At 60.4% G+C, this 13,104-nt stretch carries 17 protein-coding genes; 8 read left to right on the top strand and 9 right to left on the bottom strand.

The window, feature by feature from the left end; translation table 11 throughout:
* Positions 1–85 precede the first annotated feature (85 nt).
* Positions 86–871 carry a hypothetical protein gene (locus F579_RS0113870; protein ID WP_231365804.1) on the bottom strand — a complete coding sequence of 262 codons (786 nt, stop codon included), beginning with the start codon at positions 869–871 and terminating at the stop codon, positions 86–88.
* Positions 872–1,419: 548 nt separating this feature from the next.
* On the opposite strand from F579_RS0113870, the gene F579_RS0113865 reads away from it, so the two are divergent.
* The 3 genes from F579_RS0113865 (at position 1,420) to F579_RS0113855 (ending at position 3,199) form a co-directional block, all read left to right on the top strand.
* Positions 1,420–1,887: a hypothetical protein gene (locus F579_RS0113865; RefSeq protein WP_019025348.1), complete on the top strand. Its 468-nt coding sequence runs from the start codon at positions 1,420–1,422 to the stop codon at positions 1,885–1,887.
* Positions 1,884–2,195: a hypothetical protein gene (locus tag F579_RS0113860; protein ID WP_019025347.1), complete on the top strand. Its 312-nt coding sequence runs from the start codon at positions 1,884–1,886 to the stop codon at positions 2,193–2,195. Before F579_RS0113865 ends, F579_RS0113860 begins: the two co-directional genes overlap by 4 nt.
* 131 nt (positions 2,196–2,326) lie before the next feature.
* On the top strand, positions 2,327–3,199 hold the full coding sequence (locus tag F579_RS0113855) for a hypothetical protein (protein ID WP_019025346.1): 873 nt from the start codon (positions 2,327–2,329) through the stop codon (positions 3,197–3,199).
* 69 nt (positions 3,200–3,268) lie between these two features.
* On the opposite strand, the gene F579_RS15440 is transcribed toward F579_RS0113855, so the two are convergent.
* On the bottom strand, positions 3,269–3,382 hold the full coding sequence (locus tag F579_RS15440) for a hypothetical protein (protein WP_231365839.1): 114 nt from the start codon (positions 3,380–3,382) through the stop codon (positions 3,269–3,271).
* 430 nt (positions 3,383–3,812) lie between these two features.
* Between F579_RS15440 and F579_RS0113850 the strand changes: the two genes are divergently transcribed.
* The 3 genes from F579_RS0113850 (at position 3,813) to F579_RS0113840 (ending at position 5,218) form a co-directional block, all read left to right on the top strand.
* Positions 3,813–4,196 carry a hypothetical protein gene (locus tag F579_RS0113850; RefSeq protein WP_019025345.1) on the top strand — a complete coding sequence of 128 codons (384 nt, stop codon included), beginning with the start codon at positions 3,813–3,815 and terminating at the stop codon, positions 4,194–4,196.
* 73 nt (positions 4,197–4,269) lie between these two features.
* The gene (locus tag F579_RS0113845) at positions 4,270–4,674 is read left to right on the top strand and encodes a hypothetical protein (protein ID WP_019025344.1); all 405 of its coding nucleotides are present in this window, start codon (positions 4,270–4,272) and stop codon (positions 4,672–4,674) included.
* Positions 4,675–4,699: 25 nt separating this feature from the next.
* On the top strand, positions 4,700–5,218 hold the full coding sequence (locus F579_RS0113840; protein ID WP_231365803.1) for a hypothetical protein: 519 nt from the start codon (positions 4,700–4,702) through the stop codon (positions 5,216–5,218).
* Positions 5,219–5,293: 75 nt separating this feature from the next.
* On the opposite strand, the gene F579_RS0113835 is transcribed toward F579_RS0113840, so the two are convergent.
* The 7 genes from F579_RS0113835 to F579_RS0113800 all read right to left on the bottom strand — a co-directional run bounded on the left by F579_RS0113835 (position 5,294) and on the right by F579_RS0113800 (position 11,197).
* A complete protein-coding gene (locus F579_RS0113835; RefSeq protein WP_019025636.1) occupies positions 5,294–6,085 on the bottom strand; it encodes a hypothetical protein in 792 nt (263 codons plus the stop codon).
* Positions 6,086–6,174: 89 nt separating this feature from the next.
* Positions 6,175–6,987, bottom strand: a complete 813-nt coding sequence (locus F579_RS0113830) for a hypothetical protein (protein ID WP_231365802.1) — start codon at positions 6,985–6,987, stop codon at positions 6,175–6,177.
* A gap of 23 nt (positions 6,988–7,010) precedes the next feature.
* Complete coding sequence (locus tag F579_RS0113825) at positions 7,011–7,787, bottom strand: hypothetical protein (RefSeq protein ID WP_019025340.1); 777 nt, start codon at positions 7,785–7,787, stop codon at positions 7,011–7,013.
* Positions 7,788–7,799: 12 nt separating this feature from the next.
* Positions 7,800–8,687, bottom strand: coding sequence for a hypothetical protein (locus tag F579_RS0113820; protein WP_019025339.1), 888 nt, complete (start codon positions 8,685–8,687; stop codon positions 7,800–7,802).
* Entirely contained in the window at positions 8,684–9,577 is an 894-nt protein-coding gene (locus F579_RS0113815) for a hypothetical protein (RefSeq protein WP_019025338.1), read from the bottom strand. The genes F579_RS0113820 and F579_RS0113815 overlap by 4 nt, the downstream gene beginning before the upstream one ends.
* 120 nt (positions 9,578–9,697) lie before the next feature.
* The gene (locus tag F579_RS0113805; protein ID WP_019025336.1) at positions 9,698–10,141 is read right to left on the bottom strand and encodes a hypothetical protein; all 444 of its coding nucleotides are present in this window, start codon (positions 10,139–10,141) and stop codon (positions 9,698–9,700) included.
* Between the two features lie 144 nt (positions 10,142–10,285).
* On the bottom strand, positions 10,286–11,197 hold the full coding sequence (locus F579_RS0113800) for a hypothetical protein (protein ID WP_019025335.1): 912 nt from the start codon (positions 11,195–11,197) through the stop codon (positions 10,286–10,288).
* A 110-nt stretch (positions 11,198–11,307) separates the two neighbouring features.
* Here F579_RS0113800 and F579_RS0113795 point away from each other — a divergent pair, with 110 nt between their 5' ends.
* Together F579_RS0113795 and F579_RS0113790 are read left to right on the top strand one after the other, a co-directional pair.
* On the top strand, positions 11,308–11,973 hold the full coding sequence (locus tag F579_RS0113795) for a hypothetical protein (protein WP_019025334.1): 666 nt from the start codon (positions 11,308–11,310) through the stop codon (positions 11,971–11,973).
* Positions 11,974–12,089: 116 nt separating this feature from the next.
* A complete protein-coding gene (locus F579_RS0113790; RefSeq protein WP_019025333.1) occupies positions 12,090–13,100 on the top strand; it encodes a nucleotidyl transferase AbiEii/AbiGii toxin family protein in 1,011 nt (336 codons plus the stop codon).
* The last annotated feature ends 4 nt before the right edge of the window (positions 13,101–13,104 follow it).

Here is a 13,104-nt window from a genome sequence, read left to right as displayed (position 1 = left end):
GCGAACGAAATTATTTCGTTAATGATACTTTATGCGCAAAATGCAGACAATCGACCCCTCCCGGGATCAAGCCTCAGGCTGCGCTTTAGAGTCGCGCCCGCCGTCGGGAGGGATCGGGTACCGCGTGCTGGAGTTCCGCGGCCGAATCCAGGGCAACCTTCCGGTCCGCCACTAGGGTCTCGATGACACCGCCCTCCCCCTCCAGCCATGCTCGCGTGCCGGAATCATCCATCCGTTTTTGTGCGCGCGGGGATGCCGCAAAATTCATGAAGTCCGCCAGCGCGCGCGGCCTTGACCTCAATAGGTGCAAGGAGCCGCTGGTGACTTCGTGATGGTCGCCCAAATCCGTACCCAGAAAGTGGCGCACCGTTTTGACGCTGGGTTCAGCCTCCTCCACCGCTCGGTCCATGGAATCAATATCCATGGCGCCGTCGACCCAGGCTTTCCGCAACCAGTTTCGAAAGGGATCCCGCGAGAGCGGGCTCTGGGTCGGAATGTCTGGATCGCGCTGCCCCATGACCCAGCCTCCAACACCATAGGCATAGTGGCCCTCGACCTCGCCGGGCCGCTGCACCAGGACCTGGTCTTTGAAAAGCGCATCCAGTGCCGGCGCACCCGGGATTGCCGTGATCAGCGAATGAAGGAAGATCCCGTCGCTCCCGCGGGCATCTCGGTCATCGGGTGTGCTTTCGTGGGTCCCGATCTCAAAACGAACAACCCGAATACCCGGTTGCGGGCTGTCCAGGAACTCGATCGCGCGCCCCGCCCAGAGTTCGTGAAGCTGCGGGGCCGATGAGCGCCATCGCGGCGGCTCCAATCGCGAAAGGTGGCAGAACCGCTCGAGCAGATGCTCGCTGTCGGTCGCGTGCATGAAGAGCCACCCGGATTGGGGGTTGTCGTGCAATGGGCAGTCATCCGTGGCCGCCACGGAATGGTGCAGGGGTCTCGGGTGGACGTTGTTCGGTGTTCGGTTGCGCACAAGGGCACCTCGGAATGGGTGGTGTGTTGCGGGTGATCCTGCTTGAGCGCAGTTTTCATCGACCCCCTAGGTCGAGGGCTCCGCGATGGCGAGGGGCTGATAATGGCCTCACCATCAGGATAACAGCTGGCGAGAAAGGTCATCATCTGCGTGGCGTCTTTCGACACATAGAAGTACACCATCTTCTCGTTGAACTCTTGAGTCTTGGCCGCCAGCACCTGCTCGCGGCCCACCAGGGCTCCGTGGCCCGGCAGGGGTGCAGTCTGGCGCTAGGCGAATTCGATGCCATTCAGGGCTGAGGGAGCGCCCATAGAGCCGAGCAGGAAACCCCAAAATCTACCTAATAAGTTGACGAATGGGTTGACACCAGCATTGATAGCGTAATACCATTCAATAAGAGATAAGGAAAACGAAAAAAGCGATAGAGGCGGGTGGGCACAATGACGAAATGGAAGGTTGGCGGACAAGCCCTGCTGTTCGCGGCACTCGGATTGATCGTGTCACTTCGAGCCCTTGACATCCACCTTAACGACGAAGACATCCCGCGCAACCTCGAGGTCTTGCTTGTGACCCTGGCGGTCTTCTGGGCCACCGCCATGCTTATGGTTGTGGCCGGCCTCGCTGAGCTTATGCAGAAAAAACCCGTACGCTCCAGGAAGGATACAGAAGGTACATTATTGACCGGGTTGACCTTTGCGAACGTGCAACTGATTTTTGCTGCTGGGTTCATGTCGCTCAATGCCTATGGGCAGCAATTACAGTTGCCCGAGCCGCAGGCGTTCCTGATGGCCCCGGCGGCATCCGTTGCGGCCATTCTGATTATCCTGTTGATTGCGGCTGAAGTCGTGAGCTATCGAGGAAAACGAGCGGGCAGTGCCCTCCCAGCGTGGAAGCGGGGCGAGAAATGAATAAAGCAGCGGAGTCTCAATGTATTCGAATCGAAGAGCCGACGCTATCCGAGACTCTTCGTAATTCGCTCAACCAGCTCCTTGCGCTGTTCTTGTGCATCTGGGCTGGGTTTTATTTCTACGACCAGTATTTCCCGAAAGAGATTAGCGATGAGCACTATGAGAAGGTCGCCCAGATGGTGGATGCGCAACCGGAACTGAATGGGTGTCCTGCGAGAACCGGGGCGCATAGGGTTCGCCCGCGGCCCAATGCCGGGCGCGCCCCCAAGGCCGACGCCCTGGAGAAATCCCCGGTTCCGCCAGCGTGAGGCGCTCGGAATTCGAGGGTATGTGGTCGAGCTGCCAGATGGCCGAGCGATCGCCAGCGCCGGCAACGCTGGGAAGGCATGGGGTAAGACCCTGGAGTAGGCGCAACGAAAGGAACAGGAGCGATAGAAAAATGGACGAGTCATTCAAGAAATACCGCCGCAAGACCATCGTGGATGTGCGCCCGTACATCGAAGGGGAAGATCTCGCCGGAAAAGTCAGTATCTCGCGGGAGGACGAACTGAACGGAAGCCCCAGGCCCGGAGACGTGATCGCCCGGAATCCGGACAACGCCGCTCAGTGGTTGATCAATGCGGCCGAGTTTCAGGAGAAATTCGAGCCTTGCCCAGACGATCAACCACAGAGGTTGCCGGCGGGGTGGCAAGTAGCGCCGATGGAGCCGGACCCGAAAATGACGTCGGCGGCTACGGGCATCCCGGAGAATATGGCCCAATGGCCTGTACACCGGCAGGACGGTGAGTGGCAGGACTTTGTGAGGGCCTACAGGTGCGCACTGGCCGCCGTGCCTAACCCGCCAGCACAACACCCTGACGACGCGGCCGTGGACCGCTTCGCGACAGCGATGAAGGAGAAGCTGGCCGGTGCCCGTGAAAAAGGTCGCGGCGGTTGGGATGACCCCGAGCAGTGCTCAGGAGAGATGCTGGCCAGAATGCTGTTTGAGCATCTCGGTAAGGGGAATCCCGGGAATTTTCAGGACATCGCCAACCTCGCGATGATGCTGCACCAGCGCGGCGAGAGCCCGGAGTTGCTCACCAAGGCCGTGCCGGAGGGGTATGTGGTTGTGCCGGCGCTGGATAACGACGAGTCGATGGCTATTGTGAGGTTCGTTCAGACAACGCAGGACGATGGAACCTACGACATAGGCCAGGCAATGATCCATAGATTGGCGGACAAGGGTGCTATCAGGCACCTTTCAGCGGGGAGGTATCAACTCACCCAAGCCGGGAAGGCGATGCTCGCCGTGGAGCCGATCACCACAGGGTGATGAGTATTGGCTGCTATCCGCCTATGCGGACGGAGGTTCCCAATTCATCGAGGTCTGCCCTAGACGCGATCACGTCGCGGATCTTACGTCCTCTCCAAGGGCGAGCACCGCCAGCCCGGCGGCTTTGATGTTGATCGCGGCGTTTTCGTCGCGATCGTGCTCAGTGCTGCACGCCGGACACACCCAGTTCCGAACGGGCAGCGGGATCCGGCCGGCCACATGGCCGCCGCTTCATCCGCCGGGTCGAGGGAAACCAGGGCTCGCCCGGCCCACCCCGCCTTGTAGGCCAATTGCTGGACAAGAAGACGAATTTGATCGCGGCTGACAGCGGTTGACGGCAAGGTTGACAAAGCCAAAGAAAACGTATTACGATGATATTCATCGAAACCAGACGCCATGAGGTGCGCCGTGATTGGACACAGCCGACTCCAATACAAGAACTGCTGCGGGGTGTTGGTGCGGAGCGATGGGATGCTGCACTGGCGATGCCCGGATTGCGGATCTGGCGGGGAATCTCGACACATCCTGAAGCAGTGCCCCGAGTGCGGGAAAAAGAAAAATCGGCAGGGTTGATTCGGGTGTCTTGTTGTCTCGTCCATCAGAAAGGAAAGCCATGAGCCAGAAAATCATCCCCTTCGAGAAGCTGAAAGAGGCCGCGAAAGAAAAAGGCCTCCAACCCATTTTTCGGCACGAGGTAACCTCGCCGTTTTCTTCAGGATTCAGCGTTTCAGCATTGATCGAGGCGCTTCCGAGTGTACTGAATGACCTCGGGGCGTCCAGCGCGAAAAACCGTGAGCTTTGCGTGGAGCAAGCGCAGGAAATGGAGCGTGAAGCCCACAGGATCATCGACCAATGGGACGTGCGCGAGGTCCGCAAGCTGATCGCCGCGTTCCCCATGATCGTTCCCAAAAAATACCGCAACGCATCAATCCGGTGCGAGATGCAAGACAACGACGAAGGCGATTACGACTGGGTCGTGGTTTTCGAGAAGGGTTGACTACGAGGTTGACAAGTTAAAAGAAAACGTATTACGATAATATCCATCGCAACCCGATATCAGGACGCACGCTATGAGTGACCAAGAGATCCAGACCCTTCGCGAGATCAACAGCGAACTTGCTGAGGCGCTCAAGGCAGTGCTCCGGCGGGACGAGCGCAACACCTGCATGCATGAGGACACCCACCGCGGCGGCGTGCTGTGGGAGATCTGCGACCAGTGCGGGCAGAAGTGGGCGGATGACGAAGGCGGACGCCCGGAGTGGGAAGATCCTAAGGAGTGGGGTCAGGCGCGCGCCGCCCTCACCCGCCACGAGCGTTATCAATCGGTCAATAACAACCCTCTCGTGCAGCATGCGGTGGATCTGGTCGATGCGCTCGAGTCCGAGACCCCGGAAGTAATCGAAATGCTGCGACAAACGGATGCAGCTTCCCGCCTCGTGAACGCGCTACAAGATCGGCGCCCAGCGCGCTCGTAAAGCGACAGAAAGGAGTATTGCTGTGGTGGACGAGAGCGACATCAAGGCGGTCATGGAGGACCTGGCCGATTCCTTTGACAAGGACCTGCTCGCATTGAGTGCCGAGGAGATCGCGGCCGAGTGGTACTGGTCCTGGGACGCCGGTCAAAGCGTGGAGTGGAACACCTACCAGTTCAGCGACATCCTGGAGCTGCACAAGCGCCGCTGGCGGCGCTGGGAGGAGCACCACAACGGTTCCGTCATGGTGGTCGAGCGGGTTCGGGATCGGTATGTGATGCCGCGGGTGCGTGAGTTTCTGGCGGCCCTGGCCAAGCACTCACAGGATCAGGATGCGAAAGAGCCGGAGGCCGCCTTCACCCATCCGCAAGCGACCGGGGATCGTTGCGGGTGCCACGTTGAGGTCGACATCGAAGGGGTTGTGTTGCCAGAGTGTGTGCTCGACGAGGACCGTTCCGATCAATGCATCCATGCTGAACCCGGGATGCAGCGGGAGCAGTGCCCTTTCTGGAAGCCCGTGGGTAATCACACCCTCCTGGATGACTAAAGGGAGCGAAAGCGGCGGATCATCGCGAGAAAGAAACCGTTGCGGTCCTGAGCCACAACGACGAAGGTCAACGTCTCAAAGCCGCGGCCGGGCAGACGGTCGCGGGATGGTCGTCTGTCGATCCGCTACCTTGCTCAGCGCCCGCGCTCGGGCTCGGGCATCGATGGTTTCGAGAAAATCCGGGTCCAGATGAAACTCGGTGAAGCTTCCTGGGGGTGCCGCCGTCGAGTCCCCGGTTGCGAAGGGCTTGAGCCACTCAAGGTCCCGGCGTTGGAGCGGCGATGATTCGCTCAAGGGTCGCTTCCACCAGTCCCCGGCCTTGCGGGTCCATTTGGAGCTGTGGTCGGCCCGGGTGCTACTCGCGCGACTAAAAAGGTCCTCGGGGTCAAAGGTACCGGTTTGGACGCTCTCATCCAGCCAGGAAAGCCCGGGCCCCGGAGCGACGGAGCAGCCGTACTGCTCGGTTTCTGATGTAACGTTGATGTGCCGGGCGATCAGCACGGGGTCGGATGAGTCTTGGATCGCGGGTGCCCGTCGCGACATCATCAATGTCGTAGCTGATCCGCCGGTACCGGATGGCGTCACAACGATTGCCTGCATGTTGATCGGCGGGAGGTTGGTGATACCCGCCAGCCGGGCATCCAGGAGCCAGTCGGCCGGCCCGTCCCGCTGTGTTTCCTCTAGGTGGATCGCGATTTGTCCGGGATTGGGGGCGGCATACACGGCAAACTCGTAGTCGACGAAGTCCAGATCTCTAAAGGGGGTGGGCGCCGGGTCGATCCGCCAGCGCACATCCGAGACCGGATCCAGGTGCGGCCGGTACAGCAGCTCGAAATCGTCGCGCAGCAGGAAGATCCATGCGCTCATTCGAGCGTGATCCTCACGATCGAGAGCTGCGCTCTTCGAAAACCCCTGTCCCTGGAGATCAAAGAACTCCGATAGCGGTGGATAGGCGTTCACAGACGGGGCCTCGCGCGCGATCGATGAGGTTGTCCGGCGACCTCCTCCGCCAACGCGCGATGTCGCATATGAACCATCACCCCTTCGAACCAGGGCTGAGCGAGTCGCCCAAATGTAATCGTTGGCTTCTCCAGGGAGGCTTCAAGCCCGGACAGAGAAAGCGGCGCCCGGTCCTTCAGATTCGCGGGTCGAAACGATGGCGCGAGATCTGGTGAGACCTGATCCTTTCCGGAGTACACCCGCGTGACAAAAGGATCCATTTCCAGACCGAGTGCTAAGTGCCTCTCAAGATCCACCCCTTGTTCCGGGAACTGATCGATCCAGTCTTTGCCGAGGAGGCATAGCTCTCGATCGCCGGTCAGCATCCTCTTCAGGGGAATCGGAATTTCGGCCTTCCCTATCGGTAATGAGCCGCCCTCTTTCTGGATCGGGCGCAGGCAACGAACGGCTTTTTCGTGAAGGGAATCCACGGAGAGACCGAGAGGAAAGGCGTTGAGAAGCAGCGTGTGGAGGTTCTCGGCCTCTTCCGGATCCGTGTAGACCATCTGTTGCGGATACTCCGCGCGCACCCAGCGTAATTCGGAGTCCTGGTTGGGGTGCGCGAAGTCGATATGGGTCTTCCGCCAATGCAGCGCCCCGGTGCCATCTTCGAACTTAAAGCGACCGCGTCCCTTCTCCGGCGCCCGGACCATAAAGGGGTCGAACAGAACTTCGGCATCGGTTTCCTTGAGCAGGAACCAGTGCACAGCCGGGTGGCTCTCGATGACGTGATCAAGGTTCAGACGCTGACGCGGATGCAGGTCGCGCATGGTGCCGACTGTGTTCGGGTCTATCACAGGCGAGGCCTCGCTCGAGTTTGGGTTGCTGCAGCTGGAACCTGCTCCGCGAGCGCGTTCGCCTGGCGCCAACTGCTCGCATCGAATACGCGGCTCAGGCACCGGGAGCGCGCGCTGTCGATGTCCATTTTGGCCCTGTACATTTTGGCCCTGTCCATGATCTGGATAACGTCCTCACGCGTTAGCCCCGGATACAGCGGGAGGTCCACACGGGCCCGGATCGCGTCTCTGGAATATCCGAGAGTGCGGAACGCCCCAATCGCAGGATAGCCGACGTTGAGGGCTTCGCAGAACCATTGCTGATCCTTCTTTCCCCGCTGGGAGAGCTTGCGGGAATCTCTGGCACTGAATCCGAGTAGATCGCCGTTTTCACCCCGCGCTGGGCGTATGGACCTATGGGCATACTTCTGGACGACATCGAAAGGCACCCGGATTGGCAGACGCGACCAGGTATCACGGATGGGCGCGAATGAGGGGAATACCCGGAGTGCTTGGATCTCGGGATGATGGGTGCGAAACAGCCCAATCGGGCCCAGTTGATCCGGCTGAAACTCATCGCCCAGGTCCAATGCGAGTTTCCATCGATTCAGGTCTCGGCCGCTTGCGCCCAGCGGGGACAGGAACGGATTCACGACCAGCTCGAAATCATCTCGCCGCATGAAGATCCAGGCGACGCCCCCGTCGTCGTCTTTGATCGGTGTGTGGTCGGGGCCTTCGGGAGGGCCGATTAAAGGAAGCTCGTCTTTCGCTGGTGTCGAGGTGCGATTTTGCATGATTATTCGGCTCTACATCCGGGGGCGAGAGCAGTGCCGCGGTGCGGCGATTGCGGATGCGCCGACTTCTGCATTGCCAGCCGCCTGGAGTTCCCTCGACAGGGTGCGCGCGCAGGCATCCTCGAGCCAGTGCTTGCCCAGGGTCCATTGAGAGGGCTCGGGAGACATTCGCTCCGCGACGCGGGCAAGATCTCGAATACTTGGAAGCGGCTGCTCCGCCAGCGGAAAGTCTGGACTCTGTGTGTCGGCCACCGCATGGAATAGCCGAAGGTTTTCGTGAACGTTTTCGCGCTCCCAACCTGAGGCTTCGGACGCGAAAGCGGGATTTAGCTTAGAGAGATGAAGCATCCCAGTCCGAGAGTTATTTGGGAGGATGAGGGGGATCTCCGAAGGGCGAGGGCCCGTCCTCAGGATTGAGATGAAGCTGTCTCGATAGCCATCCGAATCCAGAGTCGGAGCATTTCGTTGGCAGCCAAGGAAAAACCGCCCCATCTTTCCAGATTCTTCGAGTGTGTAGCTCAAACAGTCCATCGGGATCGCGCTTGGGATCGATCTGGGAAGCGAAAGACTCGCCATCTCACTGTTCGGGGTCGCCACCTCAATGGTCACCACCGTGCCCGCCTTCAGCGTCTGCCAGGCGCGGAATTCCGCCTCGAGCCATTCAGCGCCCGCGATGGGGTATTCCTCTGTGTTTCCGCTTCCTGGCGATAAGTGGTACCAGCCCGGGCGGTCGGGGGCGGGTTGCGCATAGGGCGCGAACAGGAGATCGAACTCATGGCGCCGCATCCAGATCCATGCCCGGTCTTTGCGATCGTCTGCTGAGTATGGGATCTCGTCAGACGAGGAAAACCAATCATTGAGGGTTGGGGTGACCCGGATGCAATCGTCCAGGCAGCTCATAGCCGAGGCCTCCGGAGGGTGGCCCCAGAGGTCTCGGCCGCGTCTGGAGTTACCGCGGCATTCGCGGCGCCCTGGAGGTCCCGGGCGATCTTGAGGTTGGCGGCATGCTCCAGCCATCGGGCTGGGATGGGATCGACCGCCTCGTTCGATTGTTGTGCTTCGAGCAGGCGGCGATGGGTGAGCGGCGGCTGTTTTGTCAGCGCGATATCGCTTTTCTGCATGCCCAAATCAAAGGAAAGCTGGTCGGCTGATACGGATTGATTCGAAATCGATTGGCGAGAGCGGGAGTAGAACCACGAAAGATCCGCCTCGCCGGTTTGGGCGTCCAGTTTCAGAACCCGGCCGGGAAGCTTTTCTGGCCCCCAGTGCATATCAAGATGAGGCAAGAAAACCTCTTTGCTATCAAGCGCGGGGGCGCGGACCGAACCGAAAGAGACCGAAATGGATTGCGTTTTTCCAGTCGGCACCGTGTCGTTCTGGCTCACCGAGACCCAGTCGATCGGAACACAAGTGGGCAGAGAGCGAGCGCTCGGCCTCATCAGGCCGTTAGGTGTTGCGACCTCGAGGATGACCAGGTCGCGGCCGTTTTCCGTTTGCCAGGGACGAATCTTGGACCCGATCCATGATGGGCCTCCAACGGGGTCTTCGGGATCCAGGCCCCCGCCAAGGGACGTCATCTCATACCAGTCGGGATGGTCCGGGCTCTGTGCGAGATAAGGATCCATCAGCCAGTCGTAGTTCTCGCGCTGCATCCAGATCCAAAGCCGATTGCCCTCGCTGTTGTCGCCGCCGGGTTGGCTCAGAAGGTAGTCGTTCGAAAACAGGGCATACGGGACGCGCGCAATGGCGATCTTCGATTGGGAGGGCGAGCGATCGGGGGGCGAAGGCATCATTGCATCCGATGGCACGCACGAGCGAGCGCATTGGCGGCGGGCCCGGCCCCTTCCGCTGCCTTGATCTCGCACAGGCACCCTTTGTGAATGATGAAGTCGCTCATGCCGCTCCCTTGATTAGATCCGTGGTCGTGGTCGTGCTGGCGCGCTCGGGGCATCGCACGCGGATTCGTTGAGCGCCTGGCGCCGTTTTTCCAGGACCTGGCGACCCGCCTCTTCTGGTGATTTGATGGTGCTTAGGCCGAAGGGGGCATCGGTATCGTTGAGAAAGATTGCTCGCGGATTGCGGTGCTCGGCCAACCCGTGGCGAACGAGCGAGTTCACGAACCCAATGAATTCCTCGGCATCGAATGGGTCGAGCTCACAGGGATCCTCGCCGCGGTCTAGCGCGCTTTCGGCTAGCGAGAGAACGTAGCGATTCATTTCCTTCGTGAGGTTCAGGTCCTGGGTCGCCACCAGGTGGTTGTCCGCGTTGTCGTATTCGTCCCCCAGGTGGACCAGAAGGTTGAAGGCCTCCCCTGTTCGGATGATTTCTTCGGGGCGATTGGTCCCGTCATTCATGGAGGCTCCTTTTCGCTACAAACGCGACGCTTTCCGGTCGAGGAAGGGGCGTAAGAACGCGTATTCCAAGTCTCTTGCCGGCCCTGCTTCTCAGGTCGAATAAACAATATCACATACGGTTTTCAAGGGTCAGCAGGCAGGCCCCTAAAGCCGCATACGAACACGCTGCACGGGGTGCTCTAAGCGACCTGAGGCGTGCAAAGCGACATCCTTCAAATCCGCCTGGGCAGCATGCGCCTGGCAGACATGAAGGAGTGATGACCTAAACGCGAGGTCGCTTTCGTCCAGGTTGGGACCTAGGCCGGGCGGAATGGATTCATGCAGCCGCAGCATTTCCGAGACCGCTCGCTCTGTCTGCCTGGCAAGAAAGAGTTCGTCACTGCCGGTGACGCCGAAGAATCCACATAACCCCGCCATGGAGTCGCACTCGCGCACATCCGGAGTAGCGCCACGGGTCGCCGCGTGATCGATGGAGTCCCAGCCCGTCGCCTCCAGGCCGGAGCCGATCGCGTTCAGTGCCATGGACGAATGCGCAGCGCCCTTCTTGCCGTATGGAGGGGATAGATCATAGCGGTGCTGGATAGTGCGGAACTTGCCATTTGCGCGCTTTCCGCAGGGCTCCCGGAACATGGTTAGGTCATAGGCCTCGCCATTACGGGAAACCAAATCCATGGGCACCGGGAAAGTCGGGCACAGCACGCGACCGTAAGCCATCGCGAGGTGGAGATGAAATTCAGGGCGAGTGTCGGCGTCGATGTGGATGCAGACCACCCGCCCGTCACGGGAGCCCCCGAGCTCTCGCATCCGAAAGCCTTCGTATTTCTCCGTCAGATTGAGGGCGGCGCCCGGATTCGCGCGGGGATTTACTGCCATCGCCGCCTCAGCGACCCCGCGAAAGGTAAGGGGTGGTTCTACACGGTTCCCATTGATCTCGCGTGCGAATGGCTTGATCAGCCGCTCGCAGTGCGAACGGTACATCCAGAGAACCCCCGAAGACGGTGAGAACGATTCCAGCGCATCCGCAAGGGGCTTCGAGTAGTCATTCGGTTGGGGCATGCCGTACCTCGCGCAGGCTCGTTGGGTGGGGCATGAAGATGCAGCCCGATACAGATTCCCATACAATACCACTTACGGAATGTCTGTCAGGTCTCAGTAGAGGAATCGAAATGGAAGCCGTGCCCCGCCCCGTTGCGCCCTGCCCGGCCGATCACGCAATCTTCGATCGCATCGGATGGCATCCAACCGAGGATGCGACGCCAGGGTGCCCGTTTCACTCGATCTCGAAGCTCACCAACCGGTTCCAGGTTGCGATGTGGGACGAGCGCAAGGATCGGCTTCACAAGGAGGTCGTATATGGCGAGGGCGTGGATGCGCTAAGGGAAGCGATCTCGATCCGCAACGCGTTGTGCAAGGCTCTCCCCTTTCGCGCCAAATACATCGCCATCGACCACCCGAGAACGGAAGACGATGCCACCCGGAGCAATACCGGATACATGCGAATCTATCGGGTGCCGACCAAAAAGGGCGAGCGCGTGGATCTTCACTACCGCTGCCCGGAAACCGGGGGTGTGCGCAAAGCACGCTTTCCGTTCGCGACCTCCCGCAACCCCATCTCGTATGAAGCCGCGATTGATAAGGCGCTCCGAATGAGGCGGCAGACCAATGCCGCGGTCATTCCCGTCATTGACGCCTACAACCGACTCGCCAAGGAAGCGTTCATGGTGCTCGCGCGCCGGGAATGGGAAGACCTCGAGCCGCGGATTCAGCGTCTTCAGTGTTTCGACCCCGAGCGATGGGCGCGCGCCCGAGCCCTGGCCGGAGACTGCCCCTAAGAACCCTAGACCTGGCTCCATTGGATCCATATTGGGTGTCGGCAATAATTTGCAGTTTAGTGTACAAATTTGTACACTTATTTGCAGAATAAGGCGCAGACAAGAGGGGCCGAGTAATGGGAAGGAACGCCAAGCCGACGCACTGGACGCAGAAGGAAAAGCTGGAGCTGGGGCAGCGGCTCCAGAGTTATGTCCTCGAGGCCCTGGCGCGCGTCACGCAGTGGTCGCCGGATGATGTCGCGTTTCAGGGCGGTACCGCACTGCACATGGGGCATCAGAGCCCGCGGCGCTCGGAGGACCTCGATTTCCTGATTAGCCAGGACCTGGTCGGCAATAGCCTGGTCGAGACGATGCGCAAGGTCCGCCGGCGCGTAGAGGCCGCGTTTGTGGCCGAGGACGCCAGCGCCCAGGTCGAGATGAAGGAGAAGGTAGGTCGCGAGGGCAACCCCTTGGAGCTGTTCGAGTTCAAGTATTCCGTCGCCGGACGCCTCGGCAAGGCCATGACCAAGGTTGAATACTGGCCGGCCGAGCGCGAGAAGGTCCAGGAATACAATGCGCAGGTGCGGCCGCTGGCGCGTCCGGATGGCCATTCGACGCCCTTCCCCGTTGCGGATACCGACTCGATTCTCGCCGACAAACTGTTTGCGCTCACGGCGCGCCCGCGCACGAAGTATCGCGATGTCCACGACATTGCCTGGCTCGTGCACGAGAGCCGGGACCGGGCGACCCTCACGGAGTCGTTGTCTCAGGATTCCATGGTTGAGCGGTACTTCGTGAGTGCCTCGCTCTACTCGAAGGCAGACTGGACGGCGCAAGACCTCCTGGACACGGCCCGAGAACATCAGCGGGGCATGGAAGCGTTCGCCCGCGCCGACGTGGACGAGCACGTCCAGGGCGCAAAGGACGAGCTGGAGGCCTTTCTCCCGGAGCACTACAGCCCGTCCGATGTCGATGCCCTCGCCCGCAGCTGGGTCGAGAACACCCAGAAGGCGGCATCGGCCTTTGCCGCCAACCTCGGGCGAGCCCTCGAGGAGGACGCCAAGGCTCGCGCGCTCTGCGAAACCCTTTTGAGCAGTAAGCCCGAGCTGGCCCCGGAACCCCCTCGCCCGCGGCGAATGGGGCCCTAGTAGG

The sequence above is a fragment of the Thioalkalivibrio sp. ALJ21 genome, from assembly GCF_000378605.1.
Lineage (GTDB): Bacteria > Pseudomonadota > Gammaproteobacteria > Ectothiorhodospirales > Ectothiorhodospiraceae > Thioalkalivibrio.
The sequence above is the reverse complement of the archived record's forward strand: the minus strand, read 5'-3'. Positions and strand labels throughout refer to the sequence as shown.

Excerpts from the sequence above, each read along its gene's own strand:
- F579_RS0113855 (WP_019025346.1), top strand. The coding sequence starts at position 2,327 with ATGGACGAGTCATTCAAGAAATACCGCCGCAAGACCATCGTGGATGTG.
- F579_RS0113870 (WP_231365804.1), bottom strand. The coding sequence starts at position 871 with ATGCACGCGACCGACAGCGAGCATCTGCTCGAGCGGTTCTGCCACCTT.
- F579_RS0113865 (WP_019025348.1), top strand. The coding sequence starts at position 1,420 with ATGACGAAATGGAAGGTTGGCGGACAAGCCCTGCTGTTCGCGGCACTC.
- F579_RS0113815 (WP_019025338.1), bottom strand. The coding sequence starts at position 9,577 with ATGCCTTCGCCCCCCGATCGCTCGCCCTCCCAATCGAAGATCGCCATT.
- F579_RS0113820 (WP_019025339.1), bottom strand. The coding sequence starts at position 8,687 with ATGAGCTGCCTGGACGATTGCATCCGGGTCACCCCAACCCTCAATGAT.
- F579_RS0113800 (WP_019025335.1), bottom strand. The coding sequence starts at position 11,197 with ATGCCCCAACCGAATGACTACTCGAAGCCCCTTGCGGATGCGCTGGAA.
- F579_RS0113845 (WP_019025344.1), top strand. The coding sequence starts at position 4,270 with ATGAGTGACCAAGAGATCCAGACCCTTCGCGAGATCAACAGCGAACTT.
- F579_RS0113835 (WP_019025636.1), bottom strand. The coding sequence starts at position 6,085 with ATGAGCGCATGGATCTTCCTGCTGCGCGACGATTTCGAGCTGCTGTAC.
- F579_RS0113825 (WP_019025340.1), bottom strand. The coding sequence starts at position 7,787 with ATGCAAAATCGCACCTCGACACCAGCGAAAGACGAGCTTCCTTTAATC.
- F579_RS0113850 (WP_019025345.1), top strand. The coding sequence starts at position 3,813 with ATGAGCCAGAAAATCATCCCCTTCGAGAAGCTGAAAGAGGCCGCGAAA.
- F579_RS0113795 (WP_019025334.1), top strand. The coding sequence starts at position 11,308 with ATGGAAGCCGTGCCCCGCCCCGTTGCGCCCTGCCCGGCCGATCACGCA.
- F579_RS0113830 (WP_231365802.1), bottom strand. The coding sequence starts at position 6,987 with ATGCGCGACCTGCATCCGCGTCAGCGTCTGAACCTTGATCACGTCATC.
- F579_RS0113805 (WP_019025336.1), bottom strand. The coding sequence starts at position 10,141 with ATGAATGACGGGACCAATCGCCCCGAAGAAATCATCCGAACAGGGGAG.
- F579_RS0113860 (WP_019025347.1), top strand. The coding sequence starts at position 1,884 with ATGAATAAAGCAGCGGAGTCTCAATGTATTCGAATCGAAGAGCCGACG.
- F579_RS0113790 (WP_019025333.1), top strand. The coding sequence starts at position 12,090 with ATGGGAAGGAACGCCAAGCCGACGCACTGGACGCAGAAGGAAAAGCTG.